This window comes from Rhodanobacter sp. BL-MT-08, from assembly GCF_054161255.1.
Genome location: NZ_CP167872.1, coordinates 379767 through 405366 on the forward strand (window position 1 = coordinate 379767; position 25600 = coordinate 405366).

Sequence of the window (25600 nt, forward strand, 5' to 3'; positions counted from 1 at the left end):
CGCTCACCCACCGGCTCTTCAAGCCGGCTTCTTCTTGCCGAAATGCCGGGAGGAGTGACGCGCCTCACGCAAGCGCCGCGCATGTGCGGAAAGCAGGTCACCGCGCGTAATGACGCCGATCATGCAGCCCGAATCGTCGCAGCTCACCACGACCAGCCGGCCCACATCTGACTCCACCATGTGATCGGCTGCTTCTCGAAGGGAGTGGCTCTCTTCGACGACCAGTGGTGGACGTTGGATCAATGATCCCACCAACGCATCTCTGGACACCTTGTCGTTCAACAAATCTCGCCGCGTGACGACACCGGCCAGTCGGCCGTTTGCATCAAGCACGGGAAAACCCTGATGCTTCGCGTCCAACACGTCCGATTCCATCCAGTCACGCACATCAGATATCTGCCGGCTTGCTTGTAAGCTAATTACATTGCGGCTGCACGCATCGCGCACCAGAACCTGATCGAGATAATCAGCGCTGTATTCAGAAGGCACGCGTACGCCACGACGGACGATCTTCTCGGTCATGATCGTGTTGCGCATCATCAAGCCCGACACCAGATAGGCTGCCGCGCAAGCGCCCAACAAAGGAAGCAATGCGTGTGGTTGTTGCGTCGTTTCAAAAGCGAACACCACCGACGTCAGGAAGGCCCGCGATGCGCCCGAAAAAATTGCCGCCATGCTTACCAGCGCGGCAAGACGCGGATCGATATGCAGCCACGGTGCAAGCGCCACTGCTGCGATACCCAGTGCACCACCCAGAGCGCCACCGATCGTGAACAAAGGCGCCAGTGTGCCGCCCGAGGTGCCACTGCCCAGGGCAACGGACCAGGACAACAGTTTCAGCAGGCACAAGCCAATCAGGCCGACGAGACCAATCTGGCCCGAGACGACAGCGGTAATGTTGGTGTAGCCGACGCCAAGCGTCTGCGGCATGACGTAGCCGACGCCACCCACGACCAAACCACCCAGCGCCGGCCACCACATCCAGTGAATCGGAAGCTTCTCGAATGTGTCTTCTATGGCATAGGCGAGGCGGGTGACGCCGACGCTCGCAACGCCTACCAACGTGCCAAGAAGAATGTAGCTTGCCAATGCGACAAGGTCGGGTGCGGACACAGTCGGCATAGGGAACATCGGCGCACTGCCTTCGAAGGCGAAGTGCATGCCGGCACCCACCACCGCTGCGAGCGCGACGGGAATCAACGAGCGGGCGCGGCGTTCAAACAGCAACAATTCAATCGCTAGCAGAACAGCGGACACCGGCGCGGCAAACACTGCCGCCATACCGGCCGCTGCACCGGCTGCCAGCAAGGTTTTCCGCTCGTCGGCTGTCACGTGGGTCACTTGACCGATGAGCGAACCCAGTGCGCCACCGGTTGCGATGATCGGGCCCTCCGCGCCAAACGGCCCACCCGTGCCGATGGCAAAGGCAGACGATAGCGGCTTCAGCCAGGTGATGATCGGTGGGATGCGACTCTCGTTGAGCAGCACTTGCTCCATCGCCTCCGGAATGCCGTGGCCACGAATCGCACGCGAGCCCCAGCGAGCCATCGCACCGACAATAAGGCCACCGACGATGGGTACGACGATGACCCAGAGACCGAGCTGATTTCCGGCGGGACTGGTGAAGGCGAAACTCCAGCGGCCGAAGAACGCCAAGTTGGTGACGAGGCCTATCAGAGCGGTAAGAATCTTGGCTACCAAACCAACCACAATCCCCAGGCATAGGGCCACTCCAGTGACCCAGAGCACCCGACGATCAAGTGGCGGGAATACCCGGGGCATGTGCGCCGCGATTAGGGTGTTATCGAGAGCAGGCGCTAAAGGCAGGGCGACGTCTGAGCGGTGCCCTAAAATATTCTTTTGCATTTCTTATCCGTTCGCCTGCTCAGCTCCGGAAGGCTACGCGGAATTTGCCTTCGTAGCTGGCTGGAAAATGAATGGAAATCCGGCCTCACCAAGTTCCATCAAAACCAAGAGGCGAAGAATGACTCTTGGCCGGCCTCGGCTTTTGTTGGCTCGCCGGCAGTGCTATAAGCTGCGACGGCCAGAGACCAACCCAATGCAGCCGATTGCGAACCGCTGCTTTTGGGATGGCCAGTGTGTCCTTGTTGACTGGGGTTCTACCCAGATTTTAAGGACAATTGCTAGAAGGCCGATGAAGGCCGATAGGAGTATTTATGTCGATCGGCGCAGGAGTAGCAACGATTCTTCTGCAGGTCTCGCTGTGGTGGTGTAGGGCTGGCATCTGCTCACACTGCGTTTTACTACTTGAAGTGTTCCAATTACTTCCGCTTCCAGCTGACTAGGACGACGGATAGCATTTCATGCATACCATTAAGATCTCATATAACAAGTAATACTTAATACTGCGACTGCTTAGCCGACCATCAGCCGCTGACTAGGAAGGGTAACGGAGAATTCGCTACCTGAATCAATTCCTTTGCTACTTACTGAGACGTGACCCCCGTGCGCGTCAACCAGCTCACGCACCACGGCGAGTCCTATACCAAGGCCACCGTTGGAATGCTCCAAGCCGCGTGGGTCTTGGACAAATAAATCGAAAACGTGCGCCAGAGCTTCTGCCGACATGCCTATGCCATTGTCTGATACTGCAACGACCATGGCGCCATTGACGTTTGAATAAATCAATGCGATGCGCCCACCCACAGGACTGTACTTCGATGCATTGTCGAGCAAGTTGCTGAAGACCTGCGTTAGCCGCACTTCATCCCCTTGAAACGGTAATGGTACGGGTGGGAGTTCCAAGGACATTTGTTGATTTCTCATTTCCATGGCTGGACGGCACATCTCCACGGCCGTCCGAAGTATTTTGCCGAGATCAATAACGCTCAGTTGGAGACGAAGTTTCCCCGTACTGATGCGCGAGCCGTCAACGAGATCATTAATTAGCCGCGTCATGTGCTTCACCTGACGCTCAATGATTTCTTGAAGGCGAGACAGGACTGCTATGTCTTTGGTGTCCCAGTCAGTAAGGAGGCTCGCGGCCAAGCTCATGGGGGCGAGTGGGCCGCGCAGCTCGTGCGCCACCATGGCCATAAACTTAATTTGCTGGCGATGTGCATCTTGAGCACGCTCCTCCAACTCCTTTGAGGAAAGCAAGGCCATAACCAGTTGCTGATTGGCGTCATGCAAATTCACAAGTCGTGCTTCTCGAAGCGATTCGTGCTCGAAAGTAGCGGTGGGCATGGCCTGTGAAGAAAGGGGTGAAGATGGATTAGCCTCTTCGGAGTCCGTTTCTTGGTAAAATCTGAACCCTCCAGCGCCATGTGTTTTAGAGAGGTACATAGCTCGGTCTGCTCGTTCAATCAGTGATTCGATAGTCACGCCATCTCTGGGATACATCGCAATACCCAAACTTGCTGAAATATTCATCATGACGTCACCGAATGCGTGAGGCGTCGCGACTGCTGCAAGTATTTTCTTGGCGATGCCCTCTGCATTGGCAGAATCGACGATGTCAGGAAGGAGCACTAAAAACTCATCGCCTCCATGACGGCTCATAACGTCCGTTCTGCACAGTACCGCACCTACGCGGCTTGCCACCATTCTTAAAGCAGCGTCGCCGCCAGCGTGACCTAGCTTCGTGTTGATGCTCCTAAAGTGGTCAATGTTGAGAAAAAGAATCGCGACGCTGTCATCGTGCTCCCTGGCCGATGCCAGCGCCATCACCATCTGGTCGAACATAAGCGCACGATTGGCAGTGTGAGTTAGGGCATCAAACATGCTGGAATGCCTGACTTCGCGAAGATTGTTGACTGCCATTTCGGCGATGTTTTCGGCCTGTAGTGCGGCAGTGATCAGCTTCGAATTTGCCTCTACCAACTGAGAAGCTCGATCGCCGGCGACATAAGCCTGAACATCGGATACTTGCGTTTTCAGCTTAGCAAGGTGAGAACGCAAATCATCCGTCTGCCGGCTTAGTGCCGCCATAATCTGCTCGGCATCAAGGATCTCACGAGTATCGGTGCAATCAGTCATAGCGACATGGTTTCATCAGCTGCTCAAGAAGCGAGCGGCCAAGTAGATGGGTGAGCAATTCGTAGAAGGTGGTAAATGCCGCGAGAAGCGCCGCTGACGCACGCTCTGGCGTTTGTCCCGACAACGCACTAACGAAACCGTAGAATTCACTCTCGTCGCCCGACGACGGCCCGTAAGCTATAACCAGGCATGGGTGATTAACGAGATTTTTCTGCAAACTGCGTTTATAAAGTGCAGTCACACTTTGTTTGCCGATGATGGGAGAAAGAGCCTCCTCAGCGTGCTCCCATGTCGACAGGGCGATGGCGGCGATTTTTTCCGTGTCCGCCCCTTCGCCAGCTTGGTGATCGAGCATGGCGGCGATCCCATCAATATCAATGCGCATTGGCCATTTGGAGCGCTCCTCATGCTGGTCGCATGACTGTAGATTTTGTCTGCGCGCTTGCTTGCCTCGCGGAGCATTCTTTTATACACCGACTAGAACACTGGCCCTCCCTTAGTTATTTTTCTGTGTTTTAGATCAGTTGCATTAAGGGCGTTGGTTCCGTACGAAGCCCTCAACTCCTTCCCTGGTCCAACAACGCCGCTTCCAGCGGCGTTCAGCAATGTTGAATTGCTGCTTTGCGGTATGCGTTTGCGTTCGCTATCCGGCTCAGAACTCATCCGCTCAAACCTCAGTCTGCTCTGCGATCTCGAGAGCATCCTCTACCTCGATTCCAAGGTATCGAACTGTGTTTTCGAGCTTGCTATGTCCAAGGAGCAATTGAACAGCACGCAGGTTCTTAGTGCATCGGTAGATCAAGGTAGCTTTTATACGACGCATGGTGTGCGTACCGTAGGCAGCAACGTCCAAACCGATTTCTGCAATCCACGCATTGACAATTCGTGGGTATTGACGAGTTGAAAGGTGGTCCGAGTTGTGGATCCGGCTTGAACAGATAGGCGTTGAATTGAAGCTGAGCCTTCTTGATCCAAGGGGAAATGGCATTTCGCGTCGGCGCGGTGATTTCGAACTGGACCGGGCGCTGCGTCTTCAGTTGCAGGACGATGGTTCGGGAGGAAATGTGATCCGCAGAACCAACATCACGGACCCGTAGCTTGACCAGGTCAAACGCCCTCAGCTTGCTGTCGATCGCCAGATCGAACAGGGCAAGATCCCGAAACTTCCTGGCCAGCTGAAGGCGGATCCGAATTGCCCAGATGTCGCAGAGCCTGAGCGGAGCTTTTTGCCCGGTAAGTTTGCCCTTGTTCCAGGGTTCGCGGCGTTGGGTGGATATATCGATCGTATTCATGGTGGACTCCTACCGAGGTGGTGGAGCCTGCCAGCGCGCGCCGATATCTCAAATTGTGGGTCTTACCCCCGTTTCCGCGATCACGACGAACTTGGCAATCCCCACGTATCGCTCTTCTGAAATAGACTCAGGGAACTTTAACGTCCGGTCGTGGCAACCCCGGATACATCGTTCAAAGGGGGCGGGTATGCAGGGTCGTCAAGGGTGGGTCTGGGGGCTTACGCTCGTTGTGGTTGTGGCTTTGGGGTACGTGGGTTGGAGTTATTTTGTATCTACCCAGCGCTTCGGGTTTCCCATCTTCCGTCTTGCCAACGCGCATATCGCCGTGGTGATGGCGAATGAAAGCGTGCCGCTTCCCACGCAGTTGAAGCCTGGTGACCGCCTAGATCTTTCGGCGCTCCCTCCGGCGACCCGCATTGCGATGGCCAAGGCGGCCAACCTCAACAGTCTCCCCAGCGACTCGGCCTATGACCTCGTCCTGCAGCATGCCGGCCGCGAAGGCACTGCGGTGGTCATTGCGCTTCACAGTGTCCCCTTATTCCAAAAATCCCCTATCCAGCGATTGTTGGGCTGGGGCCTTCTTGTCTTTCTCAGCTACAACCTTTGCCTGTCGGTCATCGCTATGCTCGCTCTTTGGAAAGGGCGGGGCCGTGACGCCATGGGGCTGGCGCTGTGGGCAACAGCCTTTTTGCTCGGAATTGCACTTCAGTGGATCCCCTCCGATGGTACGTTCGGCCTGGAGGTGCTGCTCACCTCCAACGTCATGTTCCTAGTGGCGAGGCTAAGTTTTTACGTCATGGCCGAGGCGATGGCGGCTCCCTTGCTTACTCTCCCCGCCACCCGAGTCTGGCGCACGATTTTCGCAGTTATGCTGGGACTAGGCGCGATACAGTCGCTGGCCGGGTTACTTGCATTCGTCGCTACTGGCTGGGCCGAGCTTCTCCGCCCAGCCTACGGCGTGATCTTGACCATCAGCTATGCGGTTCCAGTCGCCATGCTATTTGGCGTACTGCCGCGCGCCAACGAGGCTCAGCGGCTGCGCCTGAGATGGGTAACGTATTGCGGGGCGATCTACGTGGCCGCCATTTTTCTGATCAATACGCCGATCTTCGGTCCGACGGTTTCGCAACTGGTTGCCCGCGCGATGTTTTCGCTGTCGCTCGTGGGTCTGCTGTATGCCGTCGTGCGCACGCGGCTGCTCGATTTCCGCGTGGTACTCAATCGCACCTTGGTCTATGCGGCGACCACCAGCTTGGTGCTGGGCCTGTTTGCCTTGTTCGAGAGCCTGATCGAACGCATCGCGGTGGGCGAACGTACCAGTCTTTTCCTTGAGCTGATTGTGCCGCTCGCCTTGGGAGCCTCGCTGACGACCGTGCATCGCCGCCTTGACGGCCTAATCGAGCGCCTGATTTTTCGACATCAGTATCGCCAGGAGATTGCGCTGCGGCGCTTCGCTCGCGAAGCAGCTTTCGTCAGTGCTCCCGATAGTCTGCTGGAACTTACCGTCACTGAGCTGCAGCGGCACACCGGCGCGCCTTGGGTGGCCATATACGAAAGCCGTCCGCAAGGTTTTGTGCTTGTAGGGCAGCGGGGCAACCACCTGTTGCCAGCATGTGTGGATACCGATGATCCAACAGTCGTCGCCTTGCGAGCGCATGAGCCTGACGTGGATCTGCACGATCGTGCAGGAGCCCTGCAACAAGAGGGGTACGCTTTCCCGCTGAAGGTGCGTGGCCAGTTGATGGCGCTGTTGGTTATCGGGCCGCGACCTGAGGAGCACTACAGCAACGAAGAGCGCGAGCTGTTCGCGCACGTAACACATGAGGTGAGCACCACGCTGTTTGCGATCCGTGCGCAGATCAGTGAGCAGCGTCTGGTCATCAGCGAGCAGCATCTGGCCGAGGCTCAGCAGCGTGAGGCTGCACTGATGGAAGTCCTGCGCTTTGACAAACAACCGCTGCCTAATTGATGGCGGGCGCGCCAGCAGCAAACCGGGACGGATGAAGTAAATAAGCTACAGCACCTATCGAGCCGGTGGCGTGCCAACCGCAGTGGCACGGTGGTGGTGTTGTGCTGTTGTCAGGAGTTCTCAGGGGAAAAGCCAGTCGCAAGTACGTCTATAGTTGTCCTGGGCTGTTGCGCTGCTCAACGGTGTTCGGATGGCCGCTTTGCTGCATGCATTTGGAAAAGGCGGCCGGCCGTTGTTGGCCGGTAATTGTCCGTTGGTCACCGTTCTTCCATTCGTCGTCGGGCAAGTATTGCTCGACGGTCGCTGTCCGACCCATTGCTGCCAGTCGTGAGTGTCCGCTCTGGAGAAGTTGGTTGCCATCTTTTGACATGAAAGGACCTGACCCTAAGTTCCAGACCAAGCCCTTTGATGGCCGATTTCAGATTTGATAGGCCGCCTTGCGCCGCTCAAACCTCCGAACCCAACAAACAGAAATAGCTGCTTAGAACGGGTCGGTGTGACCTTCCTACCGCTCTTGATTCAACTTGCTGTTCGAAGGCGTCCTAGTCGATCAAAGCTCCCGAACTAACCCTGCGCTCGATAGGACTGCTCGCTCGTAGCCTGCGGGGATTCTTGTAGCAAAAGCACAATTTTCGATAGGCGCAAGGGGCCATGCACTTGTCAGATAAACGCATCGCTGTTTGCGAGCCTAACGAAGTTGACCTAATCAGCTGTATGAGCTGTGTTTTGCCACAGCCTCACTTATCCATTCACTCGATATATCCGGAATCTCTGATAACTCTGTGCACCCAGTCAGCGAAAAATAGCTATGCATGACAGCGCGAGCCACATGATCGACAGCAACAGCGCCCTTGCAGATGCTGTTTCGATGAGGACCAGTAGGGTTGAGAGCACGTCACCAACCAAGGTCACAGTGAGGCTAGCGCAGTGTGCCGAAGAAGTTCGGGCTGCCCAGTCGCTACGCTACCAGGTCTTTTTCGGTGAGCTCGACGCTACGACGGACGCAATGGGTCGGGCCGAGCAACTCGATATCGAGCCCATGGACGCTTTTACAGATCACCTGATCGTCATTGACGAGCGACGGTCCCACATCAACCTTGGCGTGGTGGGTACGTATCGGTTGCTCCGCGGCGATGCGCGACCGGCCAAGAGTCCGTTTTACAGCAGCGGCGAATTCAACATCGATAGATTGCTCGCTTCCCGCGTGCCACTGCTCGAATTGGGTCGTTCATGCGTGCTGCGCGAATATCGCCAACGCCCTGTGCTGCAGTTGCTGTGGAAGGCGCTTGCGCTTTATGTCGCAGAACACCGGGTAGAGGTTATGTTCGGCTGCGCCAGCTTTCCTGGCACCGACCCTTCAGCCATCGAAGATCAGCTGGCCTATCTGCATCGCTTTCATCTCGTCGTTTCTTCGCTGCGCCCCTACGCCATTGGGCCGGGTGCCGTACGGTCGAACCGGCTATCAGCGGATATCATTGAGCCCCGACGCGTGCTGCGACGGATGCCGCCGCTCGTTCGTGGCTACCTGCAGCTCGGTGCTAGAGTGGGCCTGGACGCCTACGTCGATACCAAATTCAACTCGATCGACGTCTGCATCGTGCTGCAGACGGCCGACCTCACGACCAAATATGCGCGGCACTATCAGCGCGAATGCGATGTCGATTTGCTGTCGCCACTGAACCGCCCGAATGCTTAGGAACACGCCGTTCACCGGCGCGTCTCGGATGCGCGCCGTGCTGAAATTGGCGTTACTTGTGCTGCTCATCTTCGCTATTTTTCCGTGTCAGTGCATTCTCCTCCCGTTCGGAGCCGTCGCGCTGCGATCGGCCAGATTCTGGCATCGGATGATCTGTCGTGTGCTGTGCATTCGCGTCGAGTGCGTGGGACGGCCGCTGACGGGCGGGCAAGTGGCCTACGCCGGCAACCATCTTTCGTATCTCGATATTCCCGTCGTCGGCGGCATAGTGCTTGGCCGCTTTGTGGCCAAGGCGGATATGCAGCATTGGCCGCTGTTTGGCTGGCTCGCGCGACTGCAACGTACCGTGTTTGTCAGCCGCCGGGCCCGCGATGCGGTCACGGCGATCCGGGCGATGGACGCCGCCCTGCATGGCGGCGACAACCTCTTGCTTTTCCCTGAGGGGAGCAGCTCGGCCGGCGACGGCATGCTCGCTTTCAAGTCCAGCGCATTCTCGGCAGCGGCAGCGCATCTCCAGCGCGGGCTGTCGATCCAGCCGTTTTCCATCGATCTGGTTTCCGTGGATGGTCATCCGCCATGCACGGTCGAGGACCGTGACCTGTATGCCTACTACGGTGATATGCAGCTGGCCGCGCATCTTTGGCACTTCATGCGGACTCGCGGCGCCCAGGTTCGGCTGGTCTTCCATCCGGCGCTGGCCGCGGCCGATGGTAGCGATCGCAAGAGCCTCGCGGCGGCAGCGGCCCGAACCGTGGCATCGGGTCTCTGCGCCGAGGCGTCGCCATTAAAGAAGCCTGCAGCGCAGGCGCCGGGCGCCAGCGCGAATTGGCGGCTCGTGCCGTGACGGTCAGGCGCCTGCTGGTCGGCCTCATCGCCGCGTGCATCCTGGCAGCGGCCGCCGGCGTGCTGTGGCACTTCGCCCGGGATATGACATTTGCCGCGATGGTCGGCGCGCTGCGGCACACGCCCGCTGCCAGCCTGTATGCATCGGCACTGGCCACCAGCGTCAGCTTCGCCGGGCTGGCCTTCTACGACCGTTTCGCTACCCGGCTCATCGTCCCTGGGGCGGTGGCACAAGGTCGGGCCTGGTTCGTTGGCGCGGCAAGTCACGCGGTGTCGAACACGCTGGGGTTCCCGGTGTTTACGGGCTGCGCCTTGCGCTACCGGCTATACCGTCAGGTGGGGTTGTCTCGCGCCGACATTGCACGCGTCGTGGTGCTGGTCGGCTTTTGCGTGGTGCTTGGTTCGGTGACGGTGCTGCTGCTGGCGCTGACATGCGCAACGATCACGCCGGCCTATGTGCGCCTGGCCTGCGGGACCGGCATGATCGTGCTGGTGACGCTGCTGTGCCGGGTACCGCTGACCGCCCGCTATCTGGGGCGTTATGGTCTCGCTCTCCCGGCCATGCGCCGCGGCACGCTTTTGATGCTGCTGTGGGTAGGAGCCGTGGAGGGGTGCGCTGCCATCGAAGCGCTCTACATCCTGTTGCCCGAGGCGATCAGGCCTGGCTTCGCAACGTTCGCGTCGGTCGTGATGGGAGCCATGCTGCTCGGCGTGCTGAGCCATTCACCCGGCGGGATCGGCGTATTCGAAGCGGCCATTCTCGCCACCTTTCCCGACGATCGCCGCGCGGCCGTGCTGGCCGCATTGCTGCTCTTCAGGCTGATTTACAACATCGCTCCGTTCGTCATCGCCGTCATATCGCTGACTGCACAGCAGACGCGCACGGTGGGCGCGATGTCAGTTCGACGGCGGATATAGCGCCATCAGTCGCTGCTGCTCCAGGTAGAGTCGGGCCAGGCGCATTTTGCCGATGGGCCGGTGTCCCTTGCGCCGGTTCGCGTCGGCTATGCGGAAAAGCAGACGCTGCTTGGCAAAGACCATGCGGTAGACCTGCCGGATGGAATACTTCGGATCCCACGCATGCACCGCCTCCGAGCCTGCGCCGTTGACCTCCATGATGGTGAACTCCCCGCGCTGAAGCGCCTCCAGCGTGGTGAAGCGCACGTCGAACCGGCCGATGTGGAAATCGCGCATGTCGCGGGCGATCGCATCAACCCGCGCGCGCAGTGCGGGCGTCACCAGCGCCGTCGCGTCCTCGTAAAGACCGCCGACGCGGGTCGAGGCGATCGTGGACAGGCGCACCTTTTCGCCGGCACGCGGAACGTAAGCCGGTTCGTAATCACCACGATGGAGGTGGCTGCCCATCGAACGCCGCAGCCTCGCATCGCCCGCCACCAGTTCGGCGAGCGTGTCGCGACCGTTGCCGACAGCCTGCGGGTAGTGGCGCAGAAGCACCCCAATGAGCTCGCCGGCCGCGCTGTCCGGTTCGCGCGCATAAAACAGGCCGGCTTCGCCGTCTTCCGGCAGGTAACGCTGCAACAGCAGGGTCTGCTCGCGCGGATACCTGCTCAAATAGCGTTCGAGTTCGGGTCGCTCCGAAATCTTGTTCACGCCGAATCCGCACCAGCCGAGGTCGGGTTTTACCATCACCGGAAACTGCAGGCCGGTCCTGGCCATGGCATCGGTAAGGTCGGTAAGCACCGTCTGTGCACCGATGAGGACGCCCACATGCTCGGCACAGGCGCCCAGCGCCAGCGCACCCATGATCCGGAAATACTCCAGCTTGCCTTCACCAACCAGACCGCCCGCGGTGATGCGCGGGTTGGCGGCGGAGGGCAGGGTGAGGCTGCCGTAGCGAAAACCTAGCCAGGCCCACTGGACCACCATGGGCACCAGGTTGAGCCATTTCGGCAGCTGCTCGAAGCGGCCTGCCGCAGGAGACCCGTGCGCCGACTCCGCAAGAGTAGGGGCGGCGGCGTGCTGCGGGATCTCAGGATGCATCCAGGATCTCGTAGTCGATCGGCTTGTAGGAAAAATTATTCGATTGACCGGCCGAGCAGGCCGTCAACCCGATGATGAGGTCGCGCTTCGCTTCGAACACGATGCTGTCGCCCGGTTTGCTCAGCGGTGGTTTTACGCTCACGGCTCCCGTCTCGCCGTCAATCCGGACATTCATGAATATGTTGAACGCGATAGGGATGTTATCCGCGTCAATGCCGTAGGGCGCTAGCGCGGCGGCGAGGTTGCCGAAACAGCCGCGGTGCGGCTGCTCGTCGCCATAGATGATGCGAAACATTTCCGCGGAACAAGGCGTCAGCAGAAAGTCATGGCGGCCGACGCTGTCGGCGACAATCTCGAGCAGCACGTTGCTTCGATTGGAATACAGCAGGTCCCCGGTGCTCAGGTAAATGCTCGCGGCGTAGTCAATACTGCGGCCGGACGACAGCACTTCGCTGACATCTTCGCGGCAGTAGGCGAGCAGATCCGCCACCTGCTCGCCATCCGGGTCGCTGACCCTTAGCCGCTGGTGCCGCTTCAATTCGAAAGCCACGCCGCTGCGCGGCGGAATTCTAGACGTCATGATCAAAGTCGCCGTGGGAAGGGGGGAGTGCATTCTGCTATGCCAAACGCAGGAGCGCGGGCGCATGGCTTTCTGCCACGACACGGATGCTCGCAACGTGGGCGCGCAATGCCGCAACACCATCAAAACACCTAACTTCTAACTCCGAACCATAGGTTGGAGTGCGTGAAGGAACCGAATGGCATTCTGGTCGAATCGAGGACAGCGCCAGCGACCTCAACGTCATCAATAGGGAAAGCAGCTTTTCGCATGCAAATCGACCGATCAGATGAAGGAGATGCACATCTCCCACTCACGCTATTTTTCTGCCAGCTCTCACATAGTCCTCGTTTCATTCGCTTTTTGCAGATTGATGCCATGGTTACTGCCGCCGACTTCCCCGTCACGACTTCGTCGGAAAACGCTTTCATTCGACATATCGAACAGGTGGGTTTTCCGTGTTTGGCGGCAAAAACCGCTGTTGCACGCGGCCAAATCCATTTCTTCGAAGCCGGACCGATTGACAGTGCAGCGTGCGACGAGGGGCTTTTGGAGGCGCTGTCCAGCTATGCAAGCTCGAACGCGGAACAGAGCGCGGCGTTTCAGAGTTTTGTAGCGTTGTTTCCGGGCAGCGCCCACAAGACCCCTAAGCAGTTTGAGAAGTCGCTTTGGCAGCGGCTGCAGCGTCTGCACGAGCGAGACGCGCGGCATTTCGACTGGGATCCCAGCGTGAGCCGAGATCCGGCGTCCGACCACTTCAGCATGAGTCTGGCCGGCCACGCTTTCTACGTGGTGGGCACGCATCCGGGCTCCGGGCGGCGCGCGCGCCGGACGCCGGTGACGGCGATGGTGTTCAATCTGCACAGTCAGTTCGAGCAGCTGCGCAAGGAAGGGCGCTACAACCGTTTTCGCGATGAGATCATCGATCGCGATATTGCTTTTCAGGGTCACGCCAACCCGATGCTTGCGCCCCACGGCGAATCCAGCGAGGCTCGCCAATACAGCGGGCGAATTGTCGACGATGCATGGCGCTGTCCATTCAAGCCACTTCCATAGCCGCGGCCTAATTTCGGTGAAAGCTACTCGCTTATGCTGAATCGCTGGCATTGGTGGCGCGTCACAAGCGTCCAAGACGATTCTAAGCACGCGGCCTACACATTAAGGCGACCAGCCTCAGACGAGTTAGTCACTGGTGCCGTTGCATGCCTCCGCACTACCGCAATCACTCCCTTCTTGGAATGTCGCCTATCGTGGTGATCGCCGCTTCAATGGGTGGTCTCCAGGCCTTGTCACTACTTTTCCGCACTTTTTCTGCCGACTTTCCAGCGGCTGTGTTGGTCGTCCTCCACACCTCGCCCACCGGTCCCGGTCTCGCCGCAGGCCTGCTCGACAGCAAGGTTGCGATGCCAGTTTCTTATGCTCATTCGGGCGAAACGCCGCAAGGTGGGCATATCTATTTGGCGCCACCTAATCATCACTTGATCCTTGCTTCCGATGGTCGGATGAGTCTGAATAAAGAGCCCAAAGTGCATCACCCGCGCCCAGCAGCGAATCCTCTTTTCGAGAGCGCTGTAGCGGTTTACGGGTCGCAGGTCATTGGAGTGGTGTTGACCGGCGGTGATTCTGACGGCGCGGACGGTCTGCGATTAATTACGAGTGCTGGCGGCGTTGGGGTGGTGCAGTGCCCTTCAGAAGCATACGATCCGAGCATGCCTGAGGCGGCCATGAGAGAGGACCATCCGCAATACATTCTTCCTGTAGAAGAGATAGGTCCGCTGCTATTGAAACTGATTTCTACCGATCGCTAGAGCTTCAAGAAGGCCAGTTGTGAGCTTTTCGTGGCCTGCATGTTTTCCGGCCGAAAGTGGCCGATTCCGGACCTAGTGCCTAGCGATTTGCTTCCGTTATCGAAGGCCGTTGCGGTAGCGATCTACACCCGGACCAAGCAACTCGACAGGGTCCACCAAATTCAGCAGGAGCCCTCCTTGACCGTCCACGTGCGAATTTGGGTCCTAACTACTGTCGGTAGCGATTCGACACAGGTCGAGCGCATAAAAACATGGGTACCTTCTCCCAGCCTCGCACCGCTCGAGTCTGGATGTCATGCTCGATCTGCATCCGCTCGAAAAGCCCTAATTCGCGAACCGGCAGTGGTTCAACGGTGATGCCAACGCGACCGCGAGACCATGACAATGCCCCGTCACTCTACCGACCGTCACTGTGCCGTAATAGCTCCAGACGCTATCTGATCTAGGCGCTGCAGCGTGCATTCGCCAATCGCCAAATAGGTCATAAGAAAAGTCTTCAGCAGGTTCGAATTTTTCGGGTGTCATATACATATGCGGCCGATTCATTGGAGCCACTGTGTTGCGCATCATCGACAGATTCGTTCCATGATGATTTCGCGATGGCACGAGACCTTAGAAAAAACCCCAAGCTCGATACCAACCGATCTCAACGACCTAGTTATGAAGCTCACCCTCAGCGCGCCGCTTCGGTCAACGGATGTCTCTAGCCACGGCTTGTAACTGCTTAAACGCGCGAAACCTTGCTTCGTGTATCGCCGCGGCTTCACCTTTTTTCGGCTCAAAGGTTCCGCTAATCGACGACATCTCGCCCATCGCCGAACGGACATCGTCGAAAAGGCCGCTTGCGACAGCTCCCAATATCGCGGCACCAAGTAATACGGGCTCTTTTGCCGCCGTGGCAACCAAGATCTTTCTCGTCGTATCCGCCAGCAGCTGCCGAACGAGATCGAGCTGGCCGGCGCCGCCGCTGATGACTATTCGCTCGGTGGGCGCACCAGCCATTGCCTGTGCTTCGATGATCTGGCGAAGGCCGTAACCGATACTGCAAATGCCGGCGATGTATAGCGCGACCAGACTGTCCAGGTCATTTTCCATGCCGAGGCCTGCGATCACAGCTCTGGCGTGGGGATCGGCCAGCGGCGCACGGTTGCCCAAGAATTCCGGCACAATGTGGAGGCCTTTGGCCAGCAGCACTGCCTCCGACAGGCTATGGGCTGCCTCAGCTGCAAGGCCGGCAAGCATCACTGGCAACGGTTTCCCCAACTGCTCCGCTCTGAGTAGAGCGCCTGGCGTTGCGGGGTGCATCGCGAGCAGGCGATCAATGGCCGCTCCGGCCACCGACTGCCCGCCTTCGTTCAGCCACGTATCCGGCACCATGGCCGAGAAGTAGGGGCCCCACACGCCGGGTACGAAGACTGGCCGGTGGGTCGTGGTCATTGTGCAGGAGGACGTTCCGAAAACGTAAGCGAGGCAACTTTCCGGCTCACTCTCGGCGCCGACGGTGCCGATGCCGCCGGCGTGGGCGTCGATGATCCCGGCGCCGACGGGCGTTCCAACGAGTAGGCCTAGATCTGCCGCAGCCTTTGACGTCAGCCCCTGGCCCAGCGCTGTTCCCGGATCGACGACAGTCTGGCCGATGCGGGCGAAGGCCTCGTCAGCCAGTACGCCAAGACCGATCGTGCGGAAATAACTTTCATCCCAGCGCCGCTCGTGCGCAAGGTAGGTCCACTTGCACGTGACCGTACAGGTGGAGCGGGAAAGATCCCCTGTCGCGCGCCATGTGAGGAAATCGGTCAAATCAAAAAACTGCCAAGCCGACGCGAAAACGTCAGGCTTGTTTTCGAGAAGCCAAAGGAGCTTGGGGGTTTCCATCTCCGGCGATATCTTGCCGCCGACAAATGCGAGCACTTCATGGCCGCTCGCATTGATGCGCTCTGCCTGCGCCACGGCACGATGGTCCATCCAGACAATGATGTCGCGCTCGGATTGCTCGGATGGCCCGACGGCCAAGGACTGACCACCAGCTCCCAAAACGACGAGCGAGCAGGTGGCATCAAAACCGATGCCAGCGACCTTTTCTGGCGACACCGCCGCAAGCGACAAGGCCTTTCGTACCGAATCACAGACAGCGTTCCATATCTCGCCACTGGACTGCTCTACGATCGAACCGCTTTCCCGGAACAGAGTTATGTCATGGCTGGCCGACGCCAACATGTGCCCGGCGAGATCGAAGATGCCGGCCCGGGCGCTGCCCGTGCCGACGTCGACGCCGATAACATAGCGGTCGCAGTCTGTCGCGACGGAACTCGGATTTTCAGAGGTCATAGTTCACTGTCTTTAGTGCTGCCGTTCAACATGCTGAGGGGCCGCGCCGACGGGTCGTTAACCCAAGTGGGGTACAGCGGCCGTTCCGCGTGTCAGAGATCAACATTGTTTGGAAGAATCACCAGGTCGCGAATGGTCACGTTGCGCGGTCGCGTCAGCATGAAGAGCACCGCATCGGCGACTTCCTTCGGCTGCATCAAGCTGCCCGAGGCGAGCGCCTCGTCCATTTTCGCCTTCGGCCAGTCGTCGAGCAGCGCCGTAACGACCGGGCCCGGCGCCACAGCACCTACCCGTACGCCATGTTTCGACAGCTGGCGGCGGATCGTGTGCACAAACGCCTGGACCGCGAATTTGGACGCGGTATATATCGGCTCCCACACGACTGGAACGATACCCGCTATAGAGCTGGTAAAAATGATGTCGCCTGATTTCTGTGCGACCAGATGCGGAAGTACCGCGTGCACGGAGCGAAACGCTGCGTTGACGTTGAGGTTGAGCATCCGATCCCACTCGTCTGGATTCCCTTCCAGCACATCGCCGCCCACGTACGCACCGGCATTGGCATGAAAGATGTCCAAAGCGCCGGCGAGCTCAATGATTTTCGGCAGCAGTGCTGAGACTTCCTCGGGGTGCAGCAGGTCCACGACCAATGGAAACGCGTTCGGTCCCAGTTCCCCGCACAAGTGCGTGAGCCTGTCTTTCGCGCGATCAATCAACACAACCTTCGCGCCTTCGGCGAGCAGTGTGCGAGCGCACTCCAGGCCGATACCGGATGCTGCACCGGTGATGGCAGCCACCTTACCCTTCAACATGTCAGTCATCTAATGCTCCTAATTTGCTCCAATTTATGCACGGCCGTGCGAGACGCGAGACTGCCTGGCGAGGGAGTCCACGATGACCGCGATGGCGAGCACCGCGCCGGTGATCATGAAGCGCAGTGACGAGGACAGGTTCAGCAGCGTCAGACCGCTGGCAATCGACTGGATCACGATGATGCCGAGCACGGCGGAATACGCGCTGCCGCGTCCGCCGAAAAGGCTGGTCCCACCGATGACCGCCGCTGCAATAGCGTTGAGGTTCACGTCGCCGGTGCCGGCCTGCTGGCTGGCTGACGCGAGCCGTGCAGCTGTTAGTACGCCACCAAGCGCGGCGAAACTCGCGCAAAGTACGAAGGCGCTGGTGTAGATGGCGCTGACATTTATACCCGCTCTTCGCGCAGCCTCATGGTTGCCGCCGACGGCATTCATCGAGCGGCCCCAACGCGTTCGCTTCAACGCGTAATCCATACCCACGGCCAGGCCGAGAAAGACGCCGAACATCAGCGGGACACCGCGGCCGTGGTTGAGATAGGCAACGACTGCTTCCAGCAGCAAGGTGAGCGCAACGCTGCGCAGAAGCAGGCTGCCCAGCGAAGAAGCCGAGAGATGGGACGCCCGTCGGCGTTCACGTGTGCGCCACCCTAGGAGCATCAACACGACGCCCGGTGCCAGCGCCAGCAGATACGAAACCGGTGCAGGAATGATGATCAGCTGCCCGAGGTTTACCAGCGCCGAGTCGTAGGGCAGATTGATCGACCCGTTGTCGCCCAGGACGTACAGTTGCATCCCCAGGATCGCGAGCAGCCCCGCCAGCGTTGCGACAAAACTCGGCATGCCGAGACGGTTGAGCAATAGCGCATACACCGCGCCGAATACGGCACCGACGGCAATGGCAGCGGCAATGGCCAGCAGAACCGGCCAGCCATGATTGACCCAGAGCACGCCGACCAGCGCCGACGCGAAGCCACTCATGGAACCCACCGACAGGTCGATCTGCCCCACCATCAGTACGCAGACGATGCCCAGCGAGATCACCCCGACCGTCGAGCAGTCGAACAACAGATTCACCAGGTTGTTGGCGGACAGGAAGACCGGATTCAGGGTGGTGAATACGGTCCAGATAATCACCAGGCCCGCAATGACTGGCAGGGAACCGAGGTCGCCCGAACGCAGCCGTTCAAAAAAGGCGGCGACGGCGCCACTAAACCCGATGGCGTGCTTGACGCGGACATCGCTCCGGTCGAGCAGAGCTGGCGCCTGCGCAGCACCTTGTGCTTCGTTGTTCATGATGGCTCCCCAATGCCGGTGCTCTGTTCGGCCCGGCGGCGTCCGGCGCGGCGCGACACGGCGTTCTCGTCGGCGCCGGTGATTGCAGCGACCAATTCCTGATTCGATGAGTCCGGATAAAACACGCCGTTGTTGCGACCCAGCCGTAGTACCACGATCCTGTCAGCCACGGCACGGACATCCTCCATATTGTGGCTAATCATGATCACCGCGTGGCCGCGGTCGCGCACCCGCTCGATCAGGTTCAGCACTTCGGCCGTCTGGGCCACGCCAAGCGCCGCGGTGGGCTCATCGAGCATGATCAGTTTTGGATCGAGCAATAGCGAACGTGCGATCGCCACCGTCTGGCGCTGTCCACCCGACAACGAGGCCACCACATCGCGAACGCTCGGAATGCGTGCCGAGAGCTCGTTCAAAAGCGTCCATGCTTTCACTTCCATTGCGACTTCGTCGAGGCGCAGAGGATTGAGCTCGCGTCCGAGATAGATGTTCGCCACGACATCAAGGTTTTCGCATAGTGCGAGATCCTGGAAGACCGTCGCGATGCCGAGGTCGAGCGCCGCGCCCGGGTTCGGCAGTGTGACCGCCTTGCCGTCAAACGTGATCGTTCCGGTCGTCGGCTGATGGACGCCGGCAAGAACCTTGACCAGCGTCGATTTACCGGCCCCGTTATCGCCCACCAGCGCGACCACTTCGCCAGCGTGCACGTCGAGCTCTATGTCCGTCAGGGCTGAAACAGCCCCAAAATTTTTCGAGACGCCACGCAGGCTGAGCACCAGCTTTCCGGGTGGCGATCGGGTAGTGGAAGCGCTAGTCATTGAACGAATACCTGCTGACGGATGGAAGAGCCCAGCGTCAGCTGGGTTACATGCCATTTGCGTCGGATCAAGGGGTGATTCCCAACTTCTTGCATCCGTCGATATAACGGCCCGTGCACAGATCCTTGGCGCTCGCGATTTTTTTGTCGACGATCTCGCTCTTCAGATTCTTCGCCGTCACCACCGCCGGCGTGAATAGCTGGGACGGTGTGTTGAAGAGCGTTGTCTGCGCCTTTGGCGCCTGGCCCGACAGAAAACCGACGGCCACTTTCGCCGCTGCTGCGGCGACGATCTCGCTCGGCTTTGAAATGGTGTTGTACTGATCACCGGCGATGATCAATTGCAGACCGGCGAGCGTCGCGTCGTTGCCTGTTACAGGGGGAACTGGATTCACGCCGGCAGCCTTGAATGCGGCGACAGCCGCGCCGCCCGTGCCATCGTTAGCGGCGACGACACCTACGATCTGCGCTGGGAACCGCGTGATTTGCCCGCTGACCCACTGCTGGGCCTTCGGCGGCGCCCACTCCGGCGTGTCGTATTCGGCAAGCGTCTTGTAGCCGCTGCTTGCCAAACCGGCATGAATACCCTTTTTGATGAGCCCCGCCGCCGCGTCGGTGGGCGAGCCGTTGACTTCCAGAACACCACCCTTGGACGGGGATACGCCGGTGTCTTTCAGGTGTTGGACGAGCGACCGTGCAATAGCCTTGCCGATGCTTTCGTTGTCGAAAGATACGTAGTAGTCAGCGGGTGTCGATGGCACTGGTCGGTCATAAGCAATGACCTTGATGCCTTGACTGCGCGCGAGGTGAACCAGGGACGCGGCGGCTGTGGAGTCCACCGGGTCAAGGACGATCACTTTCGCACCCTGCGAGATGACCGAGTTGAACTGTTGCTGCTGAGTAGCGACGTCCGCGTTCGCATTTTGGTAGAGCACCTTGCAGTCCGGACAAATTTTGGCCATCTCGGCCTTGAAGCCGGGAAAGTCATGCTGTTCGTAGCGCGTCGACGCTTGGTCGGGCATGAGGAAAGCGACCGTACCCGTGGGCGCGGCCGCCGATGCCGCCGCGCTCACAAGCGTCAACACGATGGCGCCAATCAGTTGGTTCGAAAGTCTATTCATCGATTCTCTCCGTTGTTTACAAGAATTCCGGCATAGAGATGCCGGTGTTGAGCCGCGGGTCAAACGTCTTTTTAGCGCCAGGAATTAAACGGTGCTTTATAAAGTACGTGCGAGCGTCAGCTGCTAAGCCGATTTTTAGCGCGCGCACTTTTCAATTTTTTCCAGATGACAAGACAGTAAGGCCCGGCTTTTTAGGTTTATTCCAGTGGAAAAGCGATCACGAAAAAAGATGCTAACCAAGTTGGAGTCGATACCGAGCTAACTCTTTAATGCTTTGGTTGCTTTGTAATCGCGAGCCTATAGTGTTCAGAATCGTCTGAATTACTGGTGCTCGCGGTACTCAGTTTCTGTTGAGCGCGCCATCGAGAGGGAGGCATAAACTTCTGAACAAAAAATTGTCGGTGAAAGTTTGAAAGATTATTAAATCCAACGCGGTAGCAGATATCAGTGATGCTAAGTTCCTCGGTGATCAATAACTGGCATGCGAGATTGATGCGTAACTGGTTCACGTATTGCACAAAGGTCACACCCACGTGCCGACGAAAGTATCTTGAGAAGGCGCTAGCACTCTGCCCCGCCATTTCTGCTAAGTCCGTTTCGCGCAACTCTCGCGACAAATTGTTTTTGATATGGGAAAGTAGGTAAGGGATACGCGAGTCCTGATATTGCTCTGTTTTTACGCGATAATTTGCAGATGCCAGCTTCACCGGCTCAGCGTTTTGCTCGAGTAAGTCAAGCAACGAGAAGAACAACGCGACGCGGCGCAGGCCCTGTGCGCTGAGCATTTCCCTCATGATGGGCTCAGCAGCCGTGCCCGTCTTTGCTGGGAAGAGTAAACCTCGATTAGAAGCCTTAAGTAAAAGCTGCACTTTTCTAAACTCAGGGAATACACCGATGGCGCGATCCGCGAAATCGGCCGTGAATTGCAAGACGATGCAGCGTTCATCTATACGGTCGTCTTGTCGCACATTGCTAACCCAGTTATGCGGCAAATTTATGCCCGTCATCACGAGATTGCCGGGTTCGAAGTTTCCTATGTAATCACCTACGAAATAGCTGCCTGTCGTCGAAGTGATAAGTTGAATTTCGTATTCCGGGTGGTGGTGCCATCGTACCGTCCGATAGGGATAGCCATGCGACCAAATCTTGAATGACAAATTGCAGGGAACGGCGACTAATTCCAGATACGGGTCCCCGTTATTGGAAGCATGTGCAGAACCACTCGGCGCAAGACACAGAGCACACGATCCGCATTTACAAGTTCCTGCAGCGAGAGCGGTCGACACTGTTCCCTCCCTAAGTATTCTTTTTTCAATTCACGCTAAGCACGGCGAATTGCGAGTCAACGGCGCAGACGATAGCCTCATCGTTTGCAGTTCACTACTACAAAAGATCGCCATTTCCGATACTTTTTTGCAACGCTGATAGGCAAACAGTCAAATATTGTGCAATGCAGCAGTGCCTTCTACTTGTTGCTGTTGCCAGGACTGCTGACTGGGGAGCAATCCTGTTTTCATGGATGGTGCTTGGGCCCATGCTGTTCTCGGGAGAGAGCGGCAACTCCAGACCTCGGTTACGCATTACGATTAACAGCCTCGGCTCTAAAGCGCACAGTGGCCGAAAACCACGCTAGTTAAGTCTTAGTGTTGCCTTGCAATAGCGCCGAAACAACTTCACACAACACAAAGTTCGGCCGCATGCCTAATTTCTCAGGCTTTCGAAGGCCTCATGCAGATCACAAACGTGGCTGAGCGTCTTAGGGTATTCGCTGGGCTTGGTGAGTTCGCGCTCGATCAAGCGGGCCGGCCGCGACAACGTGCTGTTCGACGCCTTGACCGTTGACGCCAGGCCGCACTTCACCACCTGCCGATTTCGTCAAGCCGCTTGGTCACCTTTAGTTTCGTCGAATCACCGGTCGCTACCGCCGCCGGCGCCCACCTGCCGGTGCGGATTTAGTGCAGGGCAAACTGTCGCGTCATGCCAGCTCTGAACGGCGGTTATCGGGCAACGTGATGGAGACTTCGACCGCCGGGTTGTGGCCGGTCAGCGACCTCTGATTGGAGGTGACTCGAGGGCCGGTTGGCGACTCTTTTTCGATCGTCGCCGAAGGACCCGCCTCGGCCGGTCGCGAACGGTTACTTTCGGATGGGTTATTTTTGGCCATCGTACGACCGTTGTTGGGGCAAGTTTATCGTGTCGTCGAGATGGGCCAGACTTCGGGTCGAGCTGTCGTTTATCACTAGCGCACTTTCCACTTCCACATCGTGGAAAACCACGGATGAAGTCCCCGCCTCCGAGCACTTGGAGCCTCGTCTATACGTATAGATAGTTGGAAACCTCGATGAGGTTTTGGTCCGGGTCGCGGAAGTAGACCGACATGATAGGGCCAGTCGCACCAGTTCTTTTTACAGGACCTTCGATGATGGCAACACCGGCCTCCGTCAAGTCAGAAATGCAGTCCTCGAGGGGGATATCGGTGATCAAGCAGATGTCGATTGAACCCGGCGTTGGTCTGTGCGCTTTGGGTTCGAACTCTTTGCCTAACTCGTGAAGGTTGAACTTTTGGGAGCCAAAAGAAAGAGCTTTTCGACCGTCGCCGAAGGTGACTACCCCCATTCCAAGCGCTCTAGCGTAGAACGCACATGTGGTCTCAATGCTCTTCACCGTAAGTACAATATGATCGATGCGTAACGTAACCATGGCTCTCCCTTCTAACAGCCTAATGTGGCCATGAGAATACACGCGAGTAACTTATGATCCGCCTTGCTAGCGGCAAAGCGGTAACCAAGCTAGCACGGAACTACCGCGATACTCGGTCGAGGAGACATTCCTTGGTCAGGAGAGATCAGAGCGAACGTCTTTTGAACCGCTGCTTTGCGGCAGGCTTATTAGGTAGCCGACCGTCTCCTATTGGCTGATTCTGTTGAAAAATACTTTCGCTGCGGCATGATGAAACTGATTGACCGATCATCCATCGACCGAGCGAGTTTTTCGCGATAATAGGACGCTAGCAGGTAGTACAGGACCCCTTTGTTTTACGTTTTTAGCCGCGAGGATCATATTCCCGCTAATCATCTGCTTCGCGGCGATTTCGCAGTCTTGCTTTCAGCCTTTTTTGGGGCCCTTATCGTTGCTCTACCGATCAAAAGACTTTCAGCTGTCACTCCCCGTTTTTTGATGACTTCGGCAAACCAAAGTGGTTGCTTGCCGCGACCGGACCAAGTCTTAGCTGGATCCGCAGGGTTACGATATTTCGGAGCGACAGAGCCCTTTTTACTCGATGCTTTCTTGCCCGCACGTGTAGGGTAGACCTCAGCCCAGGTTAGACCACGGCGCTGTAGTACAGCGTCGATTTCTTTCCTGACGTCTTGGATAAGATTCGAATGGGCGGACTTCAATTGAGACTGGGCTTCGTCAATAAAGGCTTGCAATTCCTGATGAGAAAGATTTTCGAGTTTAACTGCCATAGTTGTGCCTCACATGGATATAAGATTGGTCTATGCCAAGCGCATGATGTCGAAAAAGTATGATCGGTCGTTCCAGGAACTGACAGTCTAGAACGCATACGTAACCACACAAGAGTAGGACATGCAGACAAACCGGACATTGTTCGACTCATTTTGCGTTGCAGCAAATTTTATTGCGCCGCAATATCTAAAAGCCTAGGCGAAGCAACAAAGTTTCTCTTCCTTCAGCGCATCGCAACAAAAAAGAAGGCAAAAAAGTAGTAGTTTTCTGCCGACAATGTAGTGGCTTTGACCCACTCTGCTATTGCTACTATCTGCTCAGGCGCACCAACTTTCCAATGGTTTACGAAGTACGAGATAGGTGAGCGCACTTGATAAAGGAGGGCAGGTCAGATGAAACCCGATATTGAACTGGTTTCCATTGCGCAAAATGAGTCTTTCAAAGCTTTTGCGCACGGATACCCATATCGAACAGTTCGTTGGCATTATCACCCAGAGTACGAAATCCACCTCGTGACTGACACCAGGGGAAAATACTTTATCGGTGACTTCATCGGCCAGTTTTCACCGGGCAATCTCGTTCTTATCGGACCCAATGTTCCGCATAATTGGATTAGCGACGTACCCGATGGTGTAACCGTCCCGCAACGGGGAATCGTCGTCCAATTTACCGCTGACTACATGCAACGTTTGTTAGCGACGATGCCAGAGTTGAGAGCGCTTGAGCCCATGCTTCAGAAAGCGCGCTTTGGGGTAAAGTTTGCTGACGAAACAGCCAACGCTGTGTTGCCCGTTATGGTGAACATATGTGCGGCACAGGGGTTGCACCGCGCGAGTGGATTCCTTCAGCTTCTCGAGCTTCTCGCTGCAGACAAGTCAACAGTGTTGCTGTCGAGCGCTTCTTTCGAAAATGATCCCGACAATCCTGCGTACGCATCGGTCAATAGTGTTCTCGCTTACTTACAAAATAACTTTACGGCAAAGATCCGCGAATCCGATCTTGCAAGGCTATGTAATCAAAGTGCAAGTGGTTTCTCACGGTCATTTATGAAATCGACAGGGATGACGTTTGTTCAGTACTTGAACAAGTTGCGTGTTCATGCGGCCTGTGAGCTTTTGGCGAGCAGTAAGTTAAGCGTGACAGACATTTGCTTCAAAGCAGGCTTTAGCAGCGTGTCCAATTTTAACCGACGCTTCGATGCCATGAAGGGGATGTCGCCTATGGAGTTTCGTCGTAGTTTTGCCGCCGGCGAACGCCCGCCGCAGGGAGACACGGATGCGCCGACGAATTTCACGAGAAAGATTCGTTTCGCAGAAATCACGGGTTCCCAAATACCGAATTAGTTAGTCCATGACTGTTAATCGTCTAAGGCGAATGATCTATTTTCGAACCGGTTTTTCTATCGGTTAAACCCTACGTATTCGAAAAGTAGTTTGTTAGTGTCTCCATGAAGTCAAGCGACTCGTGGACATAGTAAATGAGTAATAAAGCACGAAGACTCAACGCAAGTCAGCGATGAGCGAGGACTCGTGCGTAAAAAAATGGGGGAGTGTCGACGAATTCTCACGTTGGGAAAACTAGTCGGCATCGAATAGCC

Annotated in this window: 22 protein-coding genes; 7 read left to right on the plus strand and 15 right to left on the minus strand. The window is 57.3% G+C overall.

Annotation, left to right across the window (positions count from 1 at the left end; all coding sequences use genetic code 11):
• Positions 1-18: 18 nt before the first annotated feature.
• The 5 genes from ACDK93_RS01515 to ACDK93_RS01535 form a co-directional block, all read right to left on the minus strand.
• Positions 19-1866: a chloride channel protein gene (locus tag ACDK93_RS01515; RefSeq protein WP_458070825.1), complete on the minus strand. Its 1848-nt coding sequence runs from the start codon at positions 1864-1866 to the stop codon at positions 19-21.
• Positions 1867-2376: 510 nt separating this feature from the next.
• Entirely contained in the window at positions 2377-3999 is a 1623-nt protein-coding gene (locus tag ACDK93_RS01520) for a diguanylate cyclase domain-containing protein (protein ID WP_458070826.1), read from the minus strand.
• Entirely contained in the window at positions 3992-4384 is a 393-nt protein-coding gene (locus ACDK93_RS01525) for a hypothetical protein (protein ID WP_458070827.1), read from the minus strand. The genes ACDK93_RS01520 and ACDK93_RS01525 overlap by 8 nt, the downstream gene beginning before the upstream one ends.
• 282 nt (positions 4385-4666) lie before the next feature.
• On the minus strand, positions 4667-4882 hold the full coding sequence (locus ACDK93_RS01530) for a hypothetical protein (protein WP_458072318.1): 216 nt from the start codon (positions 4880-4882) through the stop codon (positions 4667-4669).
• Positions 4782-5291 carry a hypothetical protein gene (locus tag ACDK93_RS01535; protein ID WP_458072540.1) on the minus strand — a complete coding sequence of 170 codons (510 nt, stop codon included), beginning with the start codon at positions 5289-5291 and terminating at the stop codon, positions 4782-4784. The genes ACDK93_RS01530 and ACDK93_RS01535 overlap by 101 nt, the downstream gene beginning before the upstream one ends.
• Before the next feature lie 187 nt (positions 5292-5478).
• Here ACDK93_RS01535 and ACDK93_RS01540 point away from each other — a divergent pair, with 187 nt between their 5' ends.
• The 4 genes from ACDK93_RS01540 to ACDK93_RS01555 all read left to right on the plus strand — a co-directional run bounded on the left by ACDK93_RS01540 (position 5479) and on the right by ACDK93_RS01555 (position 10717).
• Positions 5479-7260, plus strand: a complete 1782-nt coding sequence (locus ACDK93_RS01540; protein WP_458070828.1) for a GAF domain-containing protein — start codon at positions 5479-5481, stop codon at positions 7258-7260.
• Positions 7261-8089: 829 nt separating this feature from the next.
• Complete coding sequence (locus tag ACDK93_RS01545) at positions 8090-8956, plus strand: GNAT family N-acetyltransferase (protein ID WP_458070829.1); 867 nt, start codon at positions 8090-8092, stop codon at positions 8954-8956.
• 28 nt (positions 8957-8984) lie between these two features.
• Entirely contained in the window at positions 8985-9800 is an 816-nt protein-coding gene (locus ACDK93_RS01550; protein ID WP_458070830.1) for a lysophospholipid acyltransferase family protein, read from the plus strand.
• Entirely contained in the window at positions 9797-10717 is a 921-nt protein-coding gene (locus ACDK93_RS01555) for a UPF0104 family protein (protein WP_458070831.1), read from the plus strand. The genes ACDK93_RS01550 and ACDK93_RS01555 overlap by 4 nt, the downstream gene beginning before the upstream one ends.
• Here the strand turns inward: ACDK93_RS01555 and ACDK93_RS01560 are convergent.
• Together ACDK93_RS01560 and ACDK93_RS01565 are read right to left on the minus strand one after the other, a co-directional pair.
• Complete coding sequence (locus ACDK93_RS01560; protein ID WP_458070832.1) at positions 10697-11800, minus strand: hypothetical protein; 1104 nt, start codon at positions 11798-11800, stop codon at positions 10697-10699. The two genes, ACDK93_RS01555 and ACDK93_RS01560, sit on opposite strands and share 21 nt — an antisense overlap.
• A complete protein-coding gene (locus tag ACDK93_RS01565) occupies positions 11790-12413 on the minus strand; it encodes a DUF1989 domain-containing protein (protein WP_458070833.1) in 624 nt (207 codons plus the stop codon). Before ACDK93_RS01565 ends, ACDK93_RS01560 begins: the two co-directional genes overlap by 11 nt.
• A 216-nt stretch (positions 12414-12629) precedes the next feature.
• Between ACDK93_RS01565 and gntA the strand changes: the two genes are divergently transcribed.
• Together gntA and ACDK93_RS01575 are read left to right on the plus strand one after the other, a co-directional pair.
• Positions 12630-13415 carry a guanitoxin biosynthesis heme-dependent pre-guanitoxin N-hydroxylase GntA gene (gene gntA, locus ACDK93_RS01570; RefSeq protein ID WP_458070834.1) on the plus strand — a complete coding sequence of 262 codons (786 nt, stop codon included), beginning with the start codon at positions 12630-12632 and terminating at the stop codon, positions 13413-13415.
• A 146-nt stretch (positions 13416-13561) separates the two neighbouring features.
• Positions 13562-14167 carry a chemotaxis protein CheB gene (locus tag ACDK93_RS01575; protein ID WP_458070835.1) on the plus strand — a complete coding sequence of 202 codons (606 nt, stop codon included), beginning with the start codon at positions 13562-13564 and terminating at the stop codon, positions 14165-14167.
• A gap of 690 nt (positions 14168-14857) precedes the next feature.
• Here ACDK93_RS01575 and ACDK93_RS01580 read toward each other — a convergent pair.
• From ACDK93_RS01580 to ACDK93_RS01615, 8 genes are all read right to left on the minus strand, one after another.
• Positions 14858-16492, minus strand: a complete 1635-nt coding sequence (locus ACDK93_RS01580) for an FGGY-family carbohydrate kinase (RefSeq protein ID WP_458070836.1) — start codon at positions 16490-16492, stop codon at positions 14858-14860.
• A 92-nt stretch (positions 16493-16584) separates the two neighbouring features.
• Positions 16585-17289 (minus strand): SDR family oxidoreductase, encoded by a 705-nt coding sequence (locus tag ACDK93_RS01585; RefSeq protein ID WP_458070837.1) that lies wholly within the window; start codon positions 17287-17289, stop codon positions 16585-16587.
• A 48-nt stretch (positions 17290-17337) separates the two neighbouring features.
• Positions 17338-18597, minus strand: a complete 1260-nt coding sequence (locus ACDK93_RS01590) for a sugar ABC transporter permease (RefSeq protein ID WP_458070838.1) — start codon at positions 18595-18597, stop codon at positions 17338-17340.
• The gene (locus ACDK93_RS01595) at positions 18594-19373 is read right to left on the minus strand and encodes an ATP-binding cassette domain-containing protein (protein WP_458070839.1); all 780 of its coding nucleotides are present in this window, start codon (positions 19371-19373) and stop codon (positions 18594-18596) included. The genes ACDK93_RS01590 and ACDK93_RS01595 overlap by 4 nt, the downstream gene beginning before the upstream one ends.
• A gap of 109 nt (positions 19374-19482) precedes the next feature.
• Entirely contained in the window at positions 19483-20535 is a 1053-nt protein-coding gene (locus ACDK93_RS01600; protein WP_458070840.1) for an ABC transporter substrate-binding protein, read from the minus strand.
• Between the two features lie 266 nt (positions 20536-20801).
• Positions 20802-21692 (minus strand): AraC family transcriptional regulator, encoded by an 891-nt coding sequence (locus tag ACDK93_RS01605; RefSeq protein WP_458070841.1) that lies wholly within the window; start codon positions 21690-21692, stop codon positions 20802-20804.
• 1156 nt (positions 21693-22848) lie between these two features.
• On the minus strand, positions 22849-23235 hold the full coding sequence (locus ACDK93_RS01610) for a VOC family protein (RefSeq protein WP_458070842.1): 387 nt from the start codon (positions 23233-23235) through the stop codon (positions 22849-22851).
• 371 nt (positions 23236-23606) lie between these two features.
• A complete protein-coding gene (locus ACDK93_RS01615) occupies positions 23607-24002 on the minus strand; it encodes an H-NS histone family protein (protein ID WP_458070844.1) in 396 nt (131 codons plus the stop codon).
• A gap of 393 nt (positions 24003-24395) precedes the next feature.
• On the opposite strand from ACDK93_RS01615, the gene ACDK93_RS01620 reads away from it, so the two are divergent.
• The gene (locus ACDK93_RS01620) at positions 24396-25346 is read left to right on the plus strand and encodes an AraC family transcriptional regulator (protein WP_458070845.1); all 951 of its coding nucleotides are present in this window, start codon (positions 24396-24398) and stop codon (positions 25344-25346) included.
• The last annotated feature ends 254 nt before the right edge of the window (positions 25347-25600 follow it).